The 17,928-nt window shown below is 70.3% G+C and carries 16 protein-coding genes; 4 read left to right on the top strand and 12 right to left on the bottom strand.

The window, feature by feature from the left end:
• Positions 1 to 49 precede the first annotated feature (49 nt).
• From ACIBEA_RS29610 to ACIBEA_RS29595, 4 genes are all read right to left on the bottom strand, one after another.
• Positions 50 to 712, bottom strand: a complete 663-nt coding sequence (locus ACIBEA_RS29610; protein WP_399266056.1) for an O-methyltransferase — start codon at positions 710 to 712, stop codon at positions 50 to 52.
• Complete coding sequence (locus ACIBEA_RS29605) at positions 709 to 1,530, bottom strand: HAD family hydrolase (RefSeq protein ID WP_399266054.1); 822 nt, start codon at positions 1,528 to 1,530, stop codon at positions 709 to 711. The genes ACIBEA_RS29610 and ACIBEA_RS29605 overlap by 4 nt, the downstream gene beginning before the upstream one ends.
• The gene (locus tag ACIBEA_RS29600; RefSeq protein ID WP_399266325.1) at positions 1,527 to 4,112 is read right to left on the bottom strand and encodes a phosphoribosyltransferase; all 2,586 of its coding nucleotides are present in this window, start codon (positions 4,110 to 4,112) and stop codon (positions 1,527 to 1,529) included. The genes ACIBEA_RS29605 and ACIBEA_RS29600 overlap by 4 nt, the downstream gene beginning before the upstream one ends.
• 69 nt (positions 4,113 to 4,181) lie before the next feature.
• Positions 4,182 to 5,345 carry an HpcH/HpaI aldolase/citrate lyase family protein gene (locus ACIBEA_RS29595; RefSeq protein WP_399266052.1) on the bottom strand — a complete coding sequence of 388 codons (1,164 nt, stop codon included), beginning with the start codon at positions 5,343 to 5,345 and terminating at the stop codon, positions 4,182 to 4,184.
• A 206-nt stretch (positions 5,346 to 5,551) separates the two neighbouring features.
• Between ACIBEA_RS29595 and ACIBEA_RS29590 the strand changes: the two genes are divergently transcribed.
• Positions 5,552 to 6,319 carry a TerD family protein gene (locus ACIBEA_RS29590; protein ID WP_399266323.1) on the top strand — a complete coding sequence of 256 codons (768 nt, stop codon included), beginning with the start codon at positions 5,552 to 5,554 and terminating at the stop codon, positions 6,317 to 6,319.
• A gap of 81 nt (positions 6,320 to 6,400) precedes the next feature.
• Here ACIBEA_RS29590 and ACIBEA_RS29585 read toward each other — a convergent pair whose 3' ends face one another.
• The 6 genes from ACIBEA_RS29585 to ACIBEA_RS29560 form a co-directional block, all read right to left on the bottom strand.
• Positions 6,401 to 7,150, bottom strand: a complete 750-nt coding sequence (locus tag ACIBEA_RS29585; protein WP_399266050.1) for a Tellurium resistance — start codon at positions 7,148 to 7,150, stop codon at positions 6,401 to 6,403.
• A 100-nt stretch (positions 7,151 to 7,250) separates the two neighbouring features.
• Positions 7,251 to 8,366, bottom strand: a complete 1,116-nt coding sequence (locus tag ACIBEA_RS29580) for a DUF475 domain-containing protein (protein WP_399266048.1) — start codon at positions 8,364 to 8,366, stop codon at positions 7,251 to 7,253.
• A gap of 25 nt (positions 8,367 to 8,391) precedes the next feature.
• Positions 8,392 to 8,967 carry a TerD family protein gene (locus tag ACIBEA_RS29575; protein WP_399266046.1) on the bottom strand — a complete coding sequence of 192 codons (576 nt, stop codon included), beginning with the start codon at positions 8,965 to 8,967 and terminating at the stop codon, positions 8,392 to 8,394.
• Positions 8,968 to 9,112: 145 nt separating this feature from the next.
• Positions 9,113 to 9,688, bottom strand: coding sequence for a TerD family protein (locus ACIBEA_RS29570; protein ID WP_330330217.1), 576 nt, complete (start codon positions 9,686 to 9,688; stop codon positions 9,113 to 9,115).
• 125 nt (positions 9,689 to 9,813) lie between these two features.
• Positions 9,814 to 10,272 carry a peroxiredoxin gene (locus tag ACIBEA_RS29565; protein ID WP_399266043.1) on the bottom strand — a complete coding sequence of 153 codons (459 nt, stop codon included), beginning with the start codon at positions 10,270 to 10,272 and terminating at the stop codon, positions 9,814 to 9,816.
• Positions 10,273 to 10,416: 144 nt separating this feature from the next.
• Entirely contained in the window at positions 10,417 to 10,848 is a 432-nt protein-coding gene (locus ACIBEA_RS29560) for a DUF3052 domain-containing protein (RefSeq protein ID WP_351044148.1), read from the bottom strand.
• A 435-nt stretch (positions 10,849 to 11,283) separates the two neighbouring features.
• On the opposite strand from ACIBEA_RS29560, the gene aceE reads away from it, so the two are divergent.
• Positions 11,284 to 14,016 carry a pyruvate dehydrogenase (acetyl-transferring), homodimeric type gene (gene aceE, locus ACIBEA_RS29555; protein WP_399266041.1) on the top strand — a complete coding sequence of 911 codons (2,733 nt, stop codon included), beginning with the start codon at positions 11,284 to 11,286 and terminating at the stop codon, positions 14,014 to 14,016.
• Positions 14,017 to 14,107: 91 nt separating this feature from the next.
• Positions 14,108 to 14,902: a potassium channel family protein gene (locus ACIBEA_RS29550; RefSeq protein WP_399266039.1), complete on the top strand. Its 795-nt coding sequence runs from the start codon at positions 14,108 to 14,110 to the stop codon at positions 14,900 to 14,902.
• Here ACIBEA_RS29550 and ACIBEA_RS29545 read toward each other — a convergent pair.
• A complete protein-coding gene (locus tag ACIBEA_RS29545) occupies positions 14,883 to 15,263 on the bottom strand; it encodes a peptidase inhibitor family I36 protein (RefSeq protein WP_354381865.1) in 381 nt (126 codons plus the stop codon). The genes ACIBEA_RS29550 and ACIBEA_RS29545 overlap by 20 nt on opposite strands.
• Positions 15,264 to 15,484: 221 nt before the next feature.
• The gene (locus tag ACIBEA_RS29540) at positions 15,485 to 17,089 is read right to left on the bottom strand and encodes an MFS transporter (RefSeq protein WP_399266037.1); all 1,605 of its coding nucleotides are present in this window, start codon (positions 17,087 to 17,089) and stop codon (positions 15,485 to 15,487) included.
• 129 nt (positions 17,090 to 17,218) lie between these two features.
• Here ACIBEA_RS29540 and ACIBEA_RS29535 point away from each other — a divergent pair, with 129 nt between their 5' ends.
• Positions 17,219 to 17,917 (top strand): TetR family transcriptional regulator, encoded by a 699-nt coding sequence (locus tag ACIBEA_RS29535; protein WP_399266034.1) that lies wholly within the window; start codon positions 17,219 to 17,221, stop codon positions 17,915 to 17,917.
• Positions 17,918 to 17,928 lie beyond the last annotated feature (11 nt).

Here is a 17,928-nt window from a genome sequence, read left to right as displayed (position 1 = left end):
TGCGGCTGGGGGCGGTCGGCCAAGAGACCGGCCGCCCCGCCGACCGCCCTCAGGCCCGCTTGCGCGACAGCGTCAGGCCGTCCGAGATGCCGAGCATCACGGACTCCATCCGCTTGTCCGCCACCACGTGCTCGTTGAAGGCGCGGACCCCGGCCGCCGAGCCCGTCGCGTGCTCGTCCAGCACCGTGCCGTGGAAGAGGGTGTTGTCGGTGACGATCAGGCCGCCCGGACGCAGCCGCGGGACCAGCTCCTCCCAGTAGGAGATCTGGCTCTGCTTGTCGGCGTCGAGGTACGCGAGGTCGATGTGCTCCTCGAACGGCATCGCCCGCAGCGTGTCCAGGGCGGGCCCGATCCGCAGGTCGACGCGGTCCGCGACCCCGGCGGCGGCCCAGGCCTCGCGCCCGTACGCCGTCCACTCCTCGGAGACGTCGCAGGCGATCAGCCGGCCGTCCGCGGGCAGCGCCTGGGCCATCGACAGGGACGAGAACCCGGTGAAGGTGCCGACCTCCACGATGTGACGGGCGCCGGTCAGTCGGACGAGGAAGGCCAGCAGCGGCCCCTGCTCCTCGGCCGACTGCATTCCGGCGTCGTCCGGGAACTTCTCGGCCGTGGTGACGACCAGCCCGCGCTGGACCTCGTCCAGCGGCGGGTTGTGGGCGAGCACGTACGCGTACAACTCATCGGTGATCTTGGTGCTGTTGCCTTTGCTCATGCGCTCAGTCTGCCCACCGCGCGGCCGAACTGACGGACAATCTCCTCACCCGCCACGACTCCTTCGGTGGTCAGCGCGCGCACGTGCGGGGCGTGCCACCGCGCGTCGGCCAGCTCGCCGTGGCCCGGGCGCCACCCCTCGTCCGCCGCTTCCAGCAGGTCCGCGTCCAGCAGCGAGTCCCCGGCGGCCAGCGTGTGCGTGGCGCCGGTGCGCCGGGCCACCTCCCGCATCGCCGCGCTCTTGGTCAGCGGGCGCGGGACGGCGTAGATCTTGCGGCCCTGGAGCGAGACGGTCCATCCGCGCGTCCCCGCCCACTCGGTCAGCGCCTTCAGCCACTCCTCGGGCACCAGGTCCCGCTCCACCACCAGGTAGGCGAAGAGGTCCTCCGCGACCCGGGCCTTGCGCAGCCACAGCGGATCGGCGGTGTCCAGCAGGTGTCCGTGCACCTCTTCCAGCGGCGCGCACTCCTGCGCGAGCCGCTTGCCGACCTGGCGCCGCCAGTCCCGGTCGGGCGCGCCGTCGACCAGCAGCTGCCCGCCGTTGGCGCAGATCGCGTAGGGCGCGGGCCGTCCGGGGAAGCGGATGCGCTGGTACTGCTTGCGCGTGCGCGTGGTGGTCGGGACGAACACCACGCGGGAGTCGGCGGTGAGTTCGGCGAGCAGCGCGGCCGCCGTCTCCGTCATGAAGGACAGCGGACGGCTCTCGTGCACCTCCACGCACAGTAGCCGGGGGGCCACCGGGTCCGGCATGGTCAGCCCGAGGGCGGCCGCCGAGTAGATGAGCGTACGGTCGAGATCACTGGCTACCAGAACGGTCACTTGGAGGACACGGCCTTTCCGTCGGCGCCCGTGGCGCCACGTGTGAAGCGGGGGTGGATGAGTCCTACGCAGGTGTAGGGCAGCCCGTCGGCCTCTTCGACCGGTACCCCGCGCTGCTCGGCCAGCAGGCGCACGTGGTCGAGGTCGGCTCCGGCGCCGCGCCGGGCCAGGATCTTCCACGGCACGCGGCGCAGCAGCACCCGGGTGGTCTCGCCGACGCCCGGCTTGACCAGGTTCACGTCGTGGATGCCGTACTCCTCGCTGATCCGTTCCACCGCCGCCCAACCCTCCCAGGTCGGCGAACGGTCCGCGGCCAACAGCTCCTTGACCTCGGCGTCGACCGCGTCGGCGACCTCGTCGAAGCGGGCGGCGACGGTGTCGACGAAGTCGACGGAGACGTCGGCCCCGGCCAGCTCGCGGTAGAACTTCGCGCCGTGGAAGTCGTCCGGGCCGACCAGGTCGGAGCGCAGCACGGTCCGGGATATGAGCCCGGAGACGGTCGAGTTGAGGCAGGCGGAGGGGATCAGGAAGTCCTCGCGGGTGCCGTACGTCGACACGCAGCCGCCGGGGTCGGCGAGGACGACGATCTCCGGGTCGAAGCCGGGGCCGCCCGTCTCCTCGCGGTGGGCGTCGAGGGCCGCCTTGAGTTCGCGGGTGATGGCGCCCTTGCCGGTCCAGCCGTCGACGAAGACGACGTCGGCCGGGTCGTGGTGGGCGGCCAGCCAGCGCAGGGCGTTGGCGTCGATGCCCCGGCCGCGCACGATGGAGACGGTGTAGTGCGGCAGGTCCAGGCCGTGCCGGTGCTGCGCCCAGCGGCGCATGAGGACCCCGACCGGGGTGCCCGCGCGGGCCAGCGAGACCAGTACGGGGCGCGGGGACCGCTCGGCGAGGACCGTCTCGGTGACCGTGCCGACCGCGCGCGCGATGCGGGCGGCGGAGGCGCTCAGCGCGCTCCGGTACAGCTCCTGGTACTGCGGGCTGGGCTGGTACTCGACGGGCAGGGACTCGGCGTAGTGCGCGCCGCCCGCCTGGATGGCTTCCTCGCGCTCCTCGGTGGGCGCCTCCAGCTCCAGGTCCGAGAGGTCCTGGAGCAGCCAGCCGACGTCCTCGGCCGGGTAGGAGGAGAACGCGGGTCCGCGCAGGGGCTCGGGCAGCATGATCGGCTCCCGCCGGTCGTCGGATACGGGGGCGGGCCCGGCCGCGTGGGCCGGTACGGGCGCGTAGGACGGTACGACGGCCAGCGCGACCCGGTCGGTGTGCGGGGCGAGGCGGGCCAGGAGGCCGTCCGGGGTGTGCAGGGCCGGGGTGTCGCCGACCGAGTCCACGACCACGACCACGGTGTCGAAGCGCGCTCCGGCGGTGCCGGCGGCGACGTTGTAGGCGTAGCGCTCGCCGGGCCCGTCGGCCGGGTCGTCATGGGCGGGGAAGACCAGCCGGGTGCGGATCGCGTAGCCGGGGTCGTCGACGGCCAGGACGGGCGAGCGGGTGGTGGTGGAGAAGCGCACCTCGGCGGCGGCGCCGGTCTCCTCCAGGGCCAGGGCGAGCCGCAGCGGTGCGTACATCAGCTCTTCGTTGCCGAGTACGAGAACGCGACCCGGACCCGGACCAGGACCCCGACCGGGGCGCTCGCCCAGGGCGCGGGCGAGCTGCGCCCCGAGGGCGGGCAGGGCCGCCTCCAGCCGGGCCCGGTGGGCGGGCGTGAAGCCGTGCCGACCCCCGTCGGGGAGCCCGGCGGGCCAGTCGAGGCGGATCCGGTCCGCGGGGGCGACGGGGGCCGCGGGGGCAGCCGGGGCCGCGTCGGCGGTGCGGGACTCGTACTCCTCGACCAGCCGCGTGCCCCGCTCCAGAACCCCTTCCGGAAGCCGTACGGTGCCGCTCGCCAGGGCGATCAGGTCCACCCGGGCGCCGAGTCCGTCCGCGAAGGCGGTGAGCCGGGCGTGGTCGGCCGCCGAGCGCATGTCCACCAGGGCGACCACGACGTAGTGGCCGCGGGGGTGGCGTTCGTGCAGGTCACGGATGGTGTTCAGGACGGTGTTGCCGGTGGAGAACTCGTCGTCGACCAGCACCAGCGGACCGGTGCCCGCCAGCAGCCGCGGGTCCTGCGGCAGCAGCAGGTGCGAGGTGGCGTGCGAGTGGGCCTCCTCGAACCCCCCGGCGGGCGCGACGCCCCGCACCGGGCGGCGGGTGGAGTGCAGGTAGGGGGCCGCCCCGAGGCCGTCGGCGACGCTGTGGCCGAGCCCGGTCGCGGTCTCGGCGTACCCGAGCACCACGGCGGAGGCGGCCGCGTCACCCAGCAGCTCGCGCACCCGCAGCCCCATCCCGTAGCCGGCGCCGTGGACGACCGCCGGGGACTGCGGGACGTGCTTGCCGAGCACCTGGGACACGAGCAGGTGCGCCCGCTTGGGGTTGCGGCGCAGCGCCAGCCCGAGCAGCTCTTCGAGCCGGGGCCCCGGAGCCGGGGCGTCCGGGGCGCCGGGACCGGCCGGGGCCTGCGCCGCTTCCAGGGCGACGCCCAGCCGGTCCGCGACCCAGGTCCCGGACCACACCTCGGCTCCCGGCCGCCCCTCGGCTCCCGACGGCACCCCTGCTCCCGACCACACCGCTTCGATCTTCTTGCCCTTCCTCGTCGACGACACCGGCCGGACCCCGGTTCAGACCTTGAGTCCGGCGGTGAGGAGATCGACGAAGCCGACCTCCTCCTTGGCCACACCGAAGACCTCCGCGCGCAGCATGGTGCGCTCGGCCCAGGCCCGGTGGGGCTTCACTTCGTTCATCTTGTTCGTATAGGCCGACCGCATCACTCCACCACCACCGCGCTCGGGGCGCAGGATGTCCTGGGCGTCGCTGAACTCCTCGTGGGAGACCACCGACAGCGCGTGCACGGGCGTGACGTGCGCGGGATGGATGCAGGTCTTGCCGAGCAGGCCGTTCGCCCGGTCGAGTTCGATCTCGCGGAGCAGGCCGTCCAGGTCGTGCTCGATGAGCGCGGTGCGCAGTTCCTCGACGCCCTCCTCCAGGAAGGGGCTGCGGCGCAGCTGGGGCTTGAAGAGGCGCTGCTGGCTGCGGAAGTACTCCCAGACCGGGCCGGTGACGGTGAAACCGGTGCCGTCGGCCCGACTCAGGACGTTGACCACGTCGGCGATCACGCCCGCGACGATCTGGACGTCGTAGGCCGTCATGTCGGGGGTGCGGCGCAGCCCGTACGCCGAGCAGAAGTCGGTCACGCCCAGCCGCAGGGCGAGCACCTGGTCGCGGTAGGCGTTGACCGTGCGCGAGATGCCCGCGAGGGCCTCCACCCGGGTTTCCAGGTGGAGCAGGTCGGGGGTCTCCAGGACGGGCATGGCGTAGAGGTGGCGCCCGCCCTCCTCCTGCGCCTGCCGCACGGCGTCGAGGAAGGCGGTTCCGCGACTCTCTGTGAATTTCGGCAGTACGAATCCGGCCAATCGGCGCGCCGACCGGCCGAGGCGCCGCACGAGATCGGATATCTGTTCGGGTTCGCGGATCCGGATGAAGAGGAGCGGCGGCTCCTCCGCGCTCGCGTCGATCTCGGCGAACTGCCGGATCAGGTTCTCCTCGGCCCCCGTCACATCGGCGTCGCTGATGGAATCCTCCAGGCAGAGGACCATGGAGACGACTCCGCGGTCCGCCTGCTTGGCCACGTCGGCCGCGAGGTGGGGTCGGGTGGCGGGGCTGTAGAGGGTGGCTCCCAGCGCCGCCGCGAGGGTACGGGCGGGCGAGTCGGCGGTGAACTCGACCGGCTCCTGATGGAAGAGGCCCTCACGGACGGTGGGCGAAATGTGCCCGAAATGACGCATGTGCTTCCCCCGTACTGCCTCGGCGGCCCCAGTGGCATGGCCGGTAATAGTACGTACGAATGAGTTCCAAGAGTTCCTCAAGCACATGAAGTTCGGGTAACCCTCTTGCACCATGCACAGCTCGGCGACCACTCACAAGGGCCGCGCACGACACTCCAGGGGGCCCGCATTGTCCAGGCCCGCCCCGGGAGGGCAGGATGACCGGCATGACGCACGCGATGCAGAAGGGCTCCAACGTCCCGGTGACCGCCGCTGCGGTCCGGGCGGTGCTGCGCTGGACCGGTGGACCCGAGGTGCCGGACGTGGACGCCTCGGCGCTGCTCGTGGGGGCGGACGGCCGTGTGCGTTCCGATGAGGACTTCGTCTTCTACAACCAGCCCCGGCACCCCTCCGGCGCGGTCTGGCGCCTCGGCAAGAAGCGGGTCGGCGACGCGATCACCGATGCCGTCCAGATGGACCTGGTCTCGGTGCCCGCCTGGGTGGACCGGGTGCTGGTCGTCGTCTCGGCCGAGGACGTGCCCTTCCAGCGCGTCGGGGACCTGCGGATCCTGCTCTACGACGCCACGGTCAGCGGGGGCGCCGAGCCGCTCGCCTACTTCGACGTACGGCCCGAGACGGGTGCGGAGACGGCCCTGATGTGCGGGGAGGTCTACCGCCGGGGCGAGGGGTGGAAGTTCCGCGCCCTGGGCGAGGGGTACTCCAACGGCCTCGTCGGACTGGCCACCGATCACGGGATCTCGGTGGACGACGGCGCGGGAGAGCCGGAGGCCGCGCCGACGGGGCAGGCCGACCGGACCGCCGCGATGCGGCCGCAGACGCCCGCCACGGCGCCGACGGCGCCCCCGGTGGGGCCCACGCAGGCCCCGCCCGCCGCGCAGCCCGCCTACGGCTACCCGCAGCACGTGTCGCCGGTGCCGATCGGCGACCCGTCCTTCCGGCTGCCCGTCCAGGGGCCGCAGTTCCTCCGCCGCTGAGCCCGGCACCGGCCGGAGGCCCCGTCGCGACCGGATGCCCCGCGGCGGCCGCGGGGCCCACGGCCGCCGCGGGAGCCGCCCTCATGCCTTGGTGGTCTTGTATCCCCGCCCCCACTGGAGCCCCCAGCCGTACAGCCGGTCCAGCTCGGCCTGGAAGCCGTAGACGAACTTGACCTCGCGCCGCACGACGAGCTCCCCCTTGACCTTCTCCAGCAGGACCACCGCGCAGGAACGCGCCTGCGGCTGCCGCTCGTCGAGGGAGATCTCTATCCGGGGCCCGGCGATCGGGTAGAGGGTGACCAGGGCGTGCGTCCGGTCGAAGGCCGGGGTCTGGTCGTAGATGTAGACGAAGACCAGGAGCCGCTTGATCTCGTCCGCGTGGTCGAGGTTGACGTAGAGGGTCTCCCCCGAGGCCGAGCCGAACCGGTCGTCGCCGCTGAGCTTGACGTACGGCGGGTCGTTGATGTCGCCGAGCAGCTTGCCGAGCGGCTGTACGACCCCCCGGGTGCCGTCGGTCAGTTCGTACAGGCAGCCGAGGTCCAGGTCGACGTTGACCACGCCCTGGGTGTGCGCCTGCACCATGTCCGGTTTGAATAGTTTGAACGGATGGCGCAGGCGCTGTCCGCCGGCGCCGGACGACCCTCCGAAGTCCGAGGTGCGCATCCTCCAGGACAGGTTGACGCGCAGGTTCCCGTGCACCGCCCCCTGTTTGGTGAGCGAGACCGTGGGGTGGCGTTTCGTCAGTTCGATCGCGTTCGACGAGGCGCTGCCCGACTGGAACTGCGACGCGCGAGCGCCCCTGAGACCGTCGAAGAAATCGGTGAAGCCCATGTCCATCCCCCTGGTCGGCCCGGTACGGGACGGGGCGGCCCGTGGGATCCGTGGACCCGTGAGCCGCCCCGCAGTTGAGCGTTCCGCATTACCGCCGTGATCATGCCTCGGCGGTGGACTCCTCCAGCTCCATGCGCTTGTTGCGGCGCACCGAGGACCAGAAGGACCAGGCGATCAGCAGCACGCCGACACCGCCGGTGACGATCTCGGGGATCTCGTGCTGGATGGTGACGAGCAGGATGACGGCGAGCGCGCCGATGGCGTAGTGCGCGCCGTGCTCCAGGTAGACGTAGTCGTCGAGGGTGCCCTGGCGGACCAGGTAGACCGTCAGCGAACGGACGTACATGGCACCGATGCCGAGGCCGAGGGCCATCAGCACGATGTCGTTGGTGATCGCGAAGGCGCCGATGACCCCGTCGAAGGAGAACGACGCGTCCAGGACCTCCAGGTAGAGGAACATGAAGAACGCGGCCTTGCCGGCCATGGCGACCGCCGAGACGCTCTTGCCGGTGCGCTTGGCCTCTTCCTCGGCCTCGTGCTCGGCCTCTTCGTCCTCTTCGAGCTTGTTCTCGAAGTAGCCGGAGAGACCGCCGACGATCATGTAGGTGATCAGACCGGCGATGCCGGAGACCAGTACGGTCTGCGCCTTGTCGACCTCCAGGCCGCCGTGCTGGTGGGCGTGGGCGGCGAAGGTGAACGACGTGATCAGCAGGGCGATCAGCGCGATGCAGGCCGACAGCATGTCGATCTTGCCGAGCTTGGCGAGGGGACGCTCCAGCCAGGCGAGCCACTTGATGTCCCGGTCCTCGAAGATGAAGTCGAGGAAGATCATCAGCAGGAACATGCCCCCGAAGGCCGCGATGGACGGGTGGGCGTCCGTCACGAGCTGCTGGTAGCGGTCCTTGTCGGTCATCGCGAGATCGACGGCCTCGAAGGGACCGATGCTGGCGGTGAGCGCCACGATCACGACGGGGAAGACCAGGCGCATGCCGAACACGGCGATGAGGACGCCGATCGTGAGGAAGATCTTCTGCCAGAAGGCATTCATCTTCTTCAGGATGCCGGCGTTGACCACCGCGTTGTCGAAGGACAGCGAGATCTCCAGGATGGACAGGATCGCCACGATCCCGAACCCTTTCCACCCCCCGTAGAGAACCGCCGCGGCCAGGCCGAGCGCGGTAATCGCGAACGACCAGCCGAAGGTTTTCAGAACCACGGGCACCCCATCGTCTTGTGCGGCTTTACGAAACGTTGACCCCGAAGTCTAGAGCGATGCCCCGCAGGCCCGACGCGTACCCCTGCCCCACCGCCCTGAACTTCCATTCGGCGCCGTAGCGGTAGACCTCTCCGAAGATCATCGCGGTCTCGCTGGACGCGTCTTCCGAAAGGTCGTAGCGCGCCAACTCCTGTCCGTCCGCCTGGTTCACGACGCGGATGAACGCATTGGTGACCTGGCCGAACGACTGCCCGCGGGCATCGGCGTCATGGATCGAGACCGGGAAGACGATCTTGTCGCAGGCCACCGGCACCTTGGTGAGGTCGATCAGCACCGACTCGTCGTCGCCCTCACCCTCACCGGTGAGGTTGTCCCCCGTGTGTTCGACGGATCCCTCGGGGCTCTTCAGGTTGTTGTAGAAGACGAAGTACTCGTCACCGAGCACCCGGCCGCCCGCGCACAGCAGGGCGCTGGCGTCGAGGTCGAAGTCCGCGCCCGTGGTCGAGCGCGCGTCCCAGCCGAGGCCGACCAGCAGCCGGGTCAGGTTCGGTGCGGCCTTGGAGAGGGAGACATTGCCCCCCTTGGCGAGTGTGACGCCCATGATGTGGTCCTCCCCGGAGATGTGCCGGCGACGGTACGCCGATGAAGAACATCCGGCGCCGTACACGACTGTGCACGGCGCCGGACGGTGATCTGTTCTTGCCCCTCGGACCCGGACCCCCTCGGGCCCGGGCTCACGCTCGGTCTCAGACGTTGACGCCGAAGTCCTGCGCGATGCCGCGCAGGCCCGAGGCGTAGCCCTGGCCGATGGCACGGAACTTCCACTCCGCGCCGTTGCGGTACAGCTCGCCGAAGACCATGGCGGTCTCGGTCGAGGCGTCCTCGGAGAGGTCGTAGCGGGCGAGCTCGGTGTTGTCGGCCTGGTTCACGACGCGGATGTACGCGTTGCGGACCTGGCCGAAGCTCTGCTGGCGGGCCTCGGCCTCATAGATCGAGACCGGGAAGACGATCTTGTTGACGTCGGCCGGGACGCCGGCGAGGTTGACCTTGATGGCCTCGTCGTCGCCCTCGCCCTCACCGGTGGTGTTGTCACCGGTGTGCTCGACCGAACCGTCGGGGCTCTTCAGGTTGTTGAAGAACACGAAGTTGGCGTCGCTGGCGACCTTGCCCTGGTCGTTGGTCAGGATCGCGCTGGCGTCGAGGTCGAAGTCGACACCGGTGGTGGTGCGAGCATCCCAGCCCAGACCGACGATGACCGCCGTCAGGTTCGGCGCGGCCTTGGTCAGCGAGACGTTGCCGCCCTTGCTGAGGCTGACTCCCACGGGTCCTCCATTGGTTTCGTGTGGGGCGGGGCCCCGTCGTGCGGTTGCTACCGGATCAACGCTTCGATCCTAGTGACGGGTTCCCGCCCGTACGGGGTTTTCGTACGGAAACGTGCGATAGCGGCTCAGATGCTGTCGAGCGCCTTGATGTACTCGTTCAGGTCACGCGCGTCGGGCAGCCCGTTGACGACGGTCCAGCGCACGATGCCGTCCTTGTCGATGATGAAGGTGCCGCGGACCGCACAGCCCTTGTCCTCGTCGAAGACGCCATAGGCGCGGGAGGTCTCGCCGTGCGGCCAGAAGTCCGACAGCAGCGGGTACTCCAGGCCCTCCTGCTCGCCGAAGACGCGCAGGGTCGGCGCGGAGTCGTTGGAGACCGCCAGCAGCTGTACGTCGTCGTTCTGGAACCGCGGCAGCTGGTCGCGCAGCTCGCACAGCTCACCCGTGCAGACGCCCGTGAAGGCGAAGGGGTAGAAGAGCAGGACCACGGCCTTCTCGCCGCGGAAATCGGCGAGCCGCACGGTGGCGCCGTGATTGTCCTTCAGTGCGAAGTCCGGAGCCTTGGTGCCGACCTCGATCGCCATCTCTCGTATCCCTTCATTGAGCCGTTCGGGTGAGGCCCAGCCTAGGCGAGGCCCCGACAGGACCGTATGCGCCCGGGGGTAGGAACAGCAGAAACCCCGCCGGCCGGGGCCGACGGGGTTCCTCCACTTCGTCTGGGCGCGTGGCTAGCGCTTGGACTTGGCGGCCTTGGGGGTGACCAGCTTGCTGGCGGCCCACTCCTTGCCGACGCTGACGCTCTTGGTCTGCGCCAGGCCCGCCGTCTGGGCGGCCTCGCTGATGTCGCTGGCCTCGACGTAACCGGGACGACCGGTCTTGGGGGTCAGCAGCAGGATCAGTGCGCCGTCCTCCACCAAGTTGATGGAGTCGACCAGCGTGTCCGTCAGATCGCCGTCTTCGTCCCGGAACCAGAGCAGCACCGCATCGGCGACGTCGTCGTACTCCTCGTCGACGAGATCACCCCCGATGTGGTCCTCGATGGCCTCACGGAATTCCTGATCGACGTCGTCGTCGTAGCCGATCTCCTGGACCACCTGTTCGGACTCGAAACCCAGCCTGGAAACCAGACTGGTCTCCGCGTGGTCCGCGGTCGCGCTCACGGGGTGCCTCCTGCTCATGTATCGGTGAATGTCTTCGGCGGCGCGCGTACGCGCAGCATTGGGCGTAGTCCACACGGACGCGGCGGATCGCGCAAGTACCCGGCAGCCGAGACCGTCGAAACGGTGACGATTACGGCGGTCTCGCCGCAACTTTAAGCCTGCCCGCGCGAACCCCTCGTGATTCATCCCACACCATTGCGACGCATTCGGCACGCGATGGGGACTTTGGCACTTGTTTGAAGGACGAACGGCCTTACGAAGGCGCCGAACGACTTGGGCGTAAGGTTGCGATTTGGCCGGACCCGCTCCCCACCCCTTGAGTGTGGCCTGATATTCCAGCTGTTACCCAGCGGTACAGATGACGATTTCGGCCGAGCGGTAGACGATGGGAGCCGGCGCCCCAAGGCACGACTCCCCCGACAGCGAAGGAACAGCGTGGCTTCCGCATCCGATCGCAACCCGATCATCATTGGCGGCCTGCCGAGTCAGGTCCCGGACTTCGATCCGGAGGAGACTCAGGAGTGGCTCGACTCCCTCGACTCAGCGGTCGACGAGCGGGGCCGTGAGCGTGCCCGCTACCTGATGCTGCGGCTGATCGAGCGGGCCCGCGAGAAGCGCGTGGCCGTGCCCGAGATGCGCAGCACGGACTACGTGAACACCATCGCGACCAAGGACGAGCCCTTCTTCCCCGGCAACGAGGAGATCGAGCGCAAGGTCCTGAACGCGACCCGCTGGAACGCGGCCGTGATGGTCTCGCGCGCGCAGCGCCCGGGCATCGGGGTAGGCGGCCACATCGCGACCTTCGCCTCCTCCGCCTCTCTCTACGACGTCGGCTTCAACCACTTCTTCCGGGGCAAGGACGAGGGCGACGGCGGCGACCAGATCTTCTTCCAGGGCCACGCCTCCCCCGGCATCTACGCCCGCGCCTACCTCCTGGACCGGCTCTCCGAGCAGCAGCTCGACGCGTTCCGCCAGGAGAAGTCGAAGGCGCCGTACGGTCTCTCCAGCTACCCGCACCCGCGGCTGATGCCGGACTTCTGGGAGTTCCCCACCGTCTCGATGGGCCTCGGTCCGCTCGGCGCGATCTACCAGGCCCGGATGAACCGGTACATGGAGGCGCGCGGGATCGCGGACACCTCCAAGTCCCACGTTTGGGCGTATCTCGGTGACGGCGAGATGGACGAGCCGGAGTCGCTCGGCCAGCTGTCCATCGCCGCCCGCGAGGGCCTCGACAACCTGACCTTCGTCGTCAACTGCAACCTCCAGCGCCTCGACGGCCCGGTGCGCGGCAACGGCAAGATCATGCAGGAGCTGGAGTCGCAGTTCCGCGGCGCCGGCTGGAACGTCATCAAGCTGATCTGGGACCGCTCCTGGGACCCGCTGCTGGCCCAGGACCGCGACGGCATCCTGGTCAACAAGATGAACACCACCCCCGACGGGCAGTTCCAGACGTACGCCACCGAGTCGGGCGCGTACATCCGTGATCACTTCTTCGGCGGCGACCACCGGCTGCGCGCGATGGTCGAAAACATGTCCGACCAGCAGATCCAGCACCTGGGCCGCGGCGGGCACGACCACAAGAAGGTCTACGCGGCCTACGCGGCGGCCAAGGCGCACAAGGGCCAGCCGACCGTGATCCTGGCCCAGACGGTCAAGGGCTGGACGCTGGGCCCGAACTTCGAGGGCCGCAACGCGACCCACCAGATGAAGAAGCTGACGGTCGACGACCTCAAGCGCTTCCGCGACCGACTGCACATCCCGATCACGGACCAGCAGCTCGAAGGCGGCGCCCCGCCGTACTACCACCCGGGCCGCAACTCCCCCGAGATCCAGTACATGCACGACCGGCGCAGCGCGCTGGGCGGCTACGTGCCGACCCGCGTGGTGCGGGCCAAGCCGCTCCAGCTGCCGGACGACAAGACGTACGCGGCCGCCAAGAAGGGCTCGGGACAGCAGTCGATCGCCACCACCATGGCCTTCGTCCGCATCCTGAAGGACCTGATGCGGGACAAGGAGATCGGCAAGCGGTTCGTGCTGATCGCGCCCGACGAGTACCGCACCTTCGGCATGGACGCGTTCTTCCCGAGCGCCAAGATCTACAACCCGCTGGGCCAGCAGTACGAGGCGGTCGACCGCGATCTGCTGCTCGCCTACAAGGAGTCCCCGACCGGCCAGATGCTGCACGACGGCATCTCGGAGGCCGGCTGCACGGCCTCGCTGATCGCCGCGGGTTCGGCGTACGCGACGCACGGCGAGCCGCTGATCCCGGTCTACGTCTTCTACTCGATGTTCGGTTTCCAGCGCACGGGTGACCAGTTCTGGCAGATGGCCGACCAGCTCGCGCGCGGTTTCGTGCTCGGCGCGACCGCGGGCCGGACCACCCTGACGGGTGAGGGTCTCCAGCACGCCGACGGTCACTCCCAGCTGCTGGCCTCGACCAACCCGGGCTGCGTCGCCTACGACCCGGCCTACGGGTACGAGATCGCGCACATCGTCAAGGACGGCCTGCGCCGGATGTACGGCCCGGCCGCCGAGGACGTCTTCTACTACATGACCGTCTACAACGAGCCGATCCAGCACCCGGCCGAGCCGGCGGACGTCGACGTGGACGGCATCCTCAAGGGCATCCACCGGATCTCCCGCGGCACCCAGGGCAGCGTTCCGGCGCAGCTCATGGCCTCGGGCGTGGCGGTGCCGTGGGCGCTGGAGGCGCAGCGGATCCTGGCCGCCGAGTGGAACGTCCGGGCGGACGTCTGGTCGGCGACCTCCTGGAACGAGCTGCGCCGCGACGCGGTCGAGGTGGAGACGCACAACCTGCTCCACCCGGAGGAGGACCAGCGCGTCCCGTACGTGACGCGCAAGCTGTCCGGTGCCGAGGGGCCGTTCGTGGCCGTCTCGGACTGGATGCGGGCGGTCCCGGACCAGATCGCGCGCTGGATGCCCGGTCCGTACACCTCGCTGGGCGCGGACGGCTTCGGCTTCGCGGACACGCGCGGCGCGGCCCGTCGCTTCTTCCACATCGACGCCCAGTCGGTGGTGCTGGCGACGCTGACCGAGCTGGCCAAGGCCGGGCAGGTCGACCGCTCGGTGCTCAAGCAGGCCATCGACCGCTACCAGCTGTTGGACGTCACGGCGGCCGACCCCGGTGCGGCGGGCGGGGACGCCTAGCCGTCACGTAGCCGTCACGGGTGCGTTGTCCGGCGGGGCGTCGGGGACCTGAGTCCCCGGCGCCCCGCCGTCGTTCCCTACGATGCCCCGCATGAAGGAACAGCCCGCGCAGCTCCGCTGGGAGCGACGCACCCAGCTCCCCCTGCTCGTGTGCGCGGTGGCCTTCGGCGTCGCGTACGCCGTTCCGATCATCGTTCCCGACGCGGACCGCTCCGTGCACGAGGCGTGCCTGCTGACGGAGTGGGTGGTGTGGAGCGTGTTCGCGGGGGACTACGCGGTGCGGCTGGGCCTGGCGGCGGACCGGCGGTTGTTCGTGCGCACGCACTGGCTGGACCTGGCGGCGGTGCTGCTGCCGATGATCCAGCCGCTGCGGCTGTTGCGGTTGGTGTCGACGCTGTTGCTGGTGGGGCGGCGGGCCCGGATGGCCCCGCAGGTACGGCTGACCACCTATGTGGCGGGGGCCGTGGTGGGGCTGCTGATGTTCGGCTCGCTGGCCGTGCTGAGCGTGGAGCGCGACGCCCCGCGCGGCAACATCCGCAACCTCCAGGACGCGGTGTGGTGGTCCTTCACCACGATGACCACCGTGGGGTACGGGGACCACTCCCCCACGACGGGTCTGGGGCGGCTGGTCGCGGTGGGCCTGATGCTGTCGGGGATCGCGCTGCTGGGCGTGGTGACCGCGAACATCGCGGCCTGGTTCATCTCCCGGTTCGAGCGCGACGACCAGGCGGAGCGGCTCCAGGCGGCCGCCCTCTTCGAACTGACCCAGGAGGTACGGGCCCTGCGCGCCGAGGTCGCCCGGCTGGGCGGGGGGACCCCGGGTGCGGGGGCCGACGTACCGGCTCCGCACCCGGAGCCCGCGGCGGCTATCGCTCCCACACCTTGAACGCCCTCACCTGGTAGGGGGACTGGGGCAGCCAGGTGCCGTCGCCGGGGTAGGTCTGGAACTCGCCTGTCTCGATGCACTCGGCCGACTGGTAGGTGGTCACCGGCCGTCCGGTGCGGTTGGCGAGGGCCTGCGCGCTCTTGCCCGGCGGCAGCGAGACGCAGTCGTTGGTCGTCAGGTCGGTCAGTTCGTGGATCTGCTTCGTGCCCTTGAAGTCCGGCTTGGCCCAGAAGCAGAGCTGCCCGGTGGCACAGGCCCCGAGCGGCGGCGGCCCGGCGGCGTGGGCGGCCGAGGCCGCGCCGGGGAGCAGGGTGGTGGCGGCCAGGAAGACGGCGGCGAGCACGGTGGAACTCGTACGCATGACGGGTCAACTCCTTGTGGTCACAAGGCACTCCTACGGGTGGCCCGGTGGGCCGAGAGGTCCGTTGCGAGTGCCGCTGACACCACGCTGACCTGCGACGACGGTCGGGCGGAAGACCCATCGGGCCGGTCCACCCGGATAGGCGACAGCCCCGCCGGACGGGTCCGGCGGGGCTGCGCGGGCCGCGGAGTTGACGCCTCCGTGGGAAGGGAGAGCGCGGGTCAGATGTGGGCCGCGCCCGCGCCCGCGGCCGCGTTCTCCCCACGCCGGGTGAAGCCCGCGACCACTGCGGCGACCACGGCGACGCAGCCTGCGACGACGAAGGCGGTGTGCATGCCTGACACGAAGGTGTCATGGGCCACCGAGGTGATGGCCCGTGCGAGGGCCTCGGGGGCCCCTTCGGGGACCGGCGCCACGCCCACCGTGACGGCTCCCGCGGCCTGCTCGGCCTGTTCGGGGGTGAGCGGCGGCAGCTGCGCCGCGCTCCACTTGTCGGCGAAGGAGGAGGACACCTCGTTCGCCATGACCGCGCCGAGCACGGCGGTGCCGAGGCTGCCGCCGACCTGCATGGCGGCCTGCTGGAGCCCGCCGGCGACCCCGGAGATCTCCAGCGGGGCGTTGCCGACGATGACCTCGGTGGCGCCGACCATGACGGGGGCGAGGCCCAGGCCCATGAGGCCGAACCAGACGGACATCGTGACGGTGCCGGTGTCCGGGGTGAGCCGGGACATTCCGAAGCAGGCCACGGCGGTGGCGACCATGCCCGCGATCAGCGGGAGGCGCGGGCCGATCTTGGTGATCGCGAGGCCCGCGAGGGGCGATCCGACGATCATCATGCCGGTGAGCGGCAGCAGGTGCAGGCCGCTGTCCACGGGGCTCATGCCGTGCACGTTCTGCAGGTAGAAGGTGACGAAGAAGAGCCCGCCCATGAAGGCGAAGGCCATCAGGACCATGAGCACGACGCCCGCGGAGAGCGGCAGCGAGCGGAACATCCCGAGCGGGACCAGCGGCTCGGCAACCCGGGTCTCCCAGAAGGCGAAGAGCGCGAAGCAGATGACGGACCCGGCGAGGAAGAGCAGGGTCTTGCTGTCGCCCCAGCCCCACTCGGAGGCCTTGATCAGGGACCAGATCAGCGAGAACATCGCCGCGGACAGCAGCAGGATGCCCACGATGTCGAAGGACCGGGGGGCGTTCTCGGCGCGGTGGTCGAGCAGGATGAACAGGCCGAACCCGAGGGCGATGATGCCGACGGGCACGTTGATGAAGAAGACGGACTGCCAGTTGACGTGCTCGACGAGCAGCCCGCCGACGATGGGGCCGCCGGCGGTCGAGGCGCCGATGACCATGCTCCAGATGCCGATGGCCATGTTGAGCTTCTCGGCGGGGAAGGTGGCGCGCAGCAGGCCGAGCGCGGCGGGCATCAGCAGGGCGCCGAAGACGCCCTGCGCGACGCGGAAGCCGATGACGAACTCGACACTGGAGGAGAGGCCGATCGCGGCGGAGGACGCGGCGAATCCGGCGATGCCTATGAGGAAGGTCTGCCGGTGGCCGAAGCGGTCGCCGAGCTTGCCCGCGGTGATCAGGGAGACCGCGAGGGCCAAGAGGTAGCCGTTGGTGATCCACTGCACCTGGGCGAGGCTGGCGTGGAGTTCATCGGTGATGGCGGGGTTGGCGACCGCGACGATCGTGCCGTCGAGGGTGACCATCATGACGCCGAGCGCGACGGCGAAGAGGGTCAGCCAGGGGTGGCCGCGCAGACCTGGAAGCCTTCCCGCCGCGGTGTCCTGGTCGGGCACCTGCTTGTCGAGACTGATCTGACGAGTCATACGAACAGGCTAGTGACAGCGACTGACACTTCACAGACGGCCCAACAAGACAGCCACTGTCACGTCGGTCACAGGTACCCTGACCGCCCACCCCGACCCGCAGCCCGAAGAAGAGGACCCTCCGCGGTGATGACCGACCAGCGGACCGGCGCACCGACGGCGCCCCCCGCGCCCCCCACCCCGCCGCCGCCCGCCCCCGCCGGCCTGCGCGAACGCAAGAAGCGCCGCACCCGCGACGCCCTGCTGCGCGCCTCCCTCGTGCTCTTCACCACGCAGGGCTACGAGGAGACGACCGTCGACGAGATCACCGACGCCGTCGAGGTCTCCCAGCGCACCTTCTTCCGGTACTTCGCCAGCAAGGAGGAGGTCGCCTTCGCCGTCCAGGACCTGGTGGAGTCCCACTTCGTGGCCGCGCTCGCGGCCCGGCCGGCCACCGAGGGGCCGCTGGTGGCCCTGCGGAACGCGGTGCTCACCGCCTGGGACACCATCGAGGAGGCCGTCGGCGAGGTGGTCCCGGTCGACCTGCACATGCGGGCCTACCAGCTCATCGAGTCCACGCCCGCGCTGCTCGCCGTCCACCTGCGCCGTTCCACCGAGCTGGAGGAGCGCACCGCCCGGCTGATCGCGGCGCGCGAGGGCCTCGACGTGGACGCCGACCCGCGGCCCCGGGTCGTGGTGGCGGCGTTCTCCGGGGTGATGCGGGTGACCGGGCGGCTCTGGGGCCAGGGCGAGGACACGAGCGTCGCCGCGATCCGCCGGATGACGGAGGACTACCTCGACCAGATCGGCCCCGCCCTGGCCGCCGACTGGCGCCCGATTCGTACCTGAACGAGACGGTC

Source organism: Streptomyces sp. NPDC051555 (assembly GCF_044454405.1).
Lineage (GTDB): Bacteria > Actinomycetota > Actinomycetes > Streptomycetales > Streptomycetaceae > Streptomyces.
The sequence above is the reverse complement of the archived record's forward strand: the minus strand, read 5'-3'. Positions and strand labels throughout refer to the sequence as shown.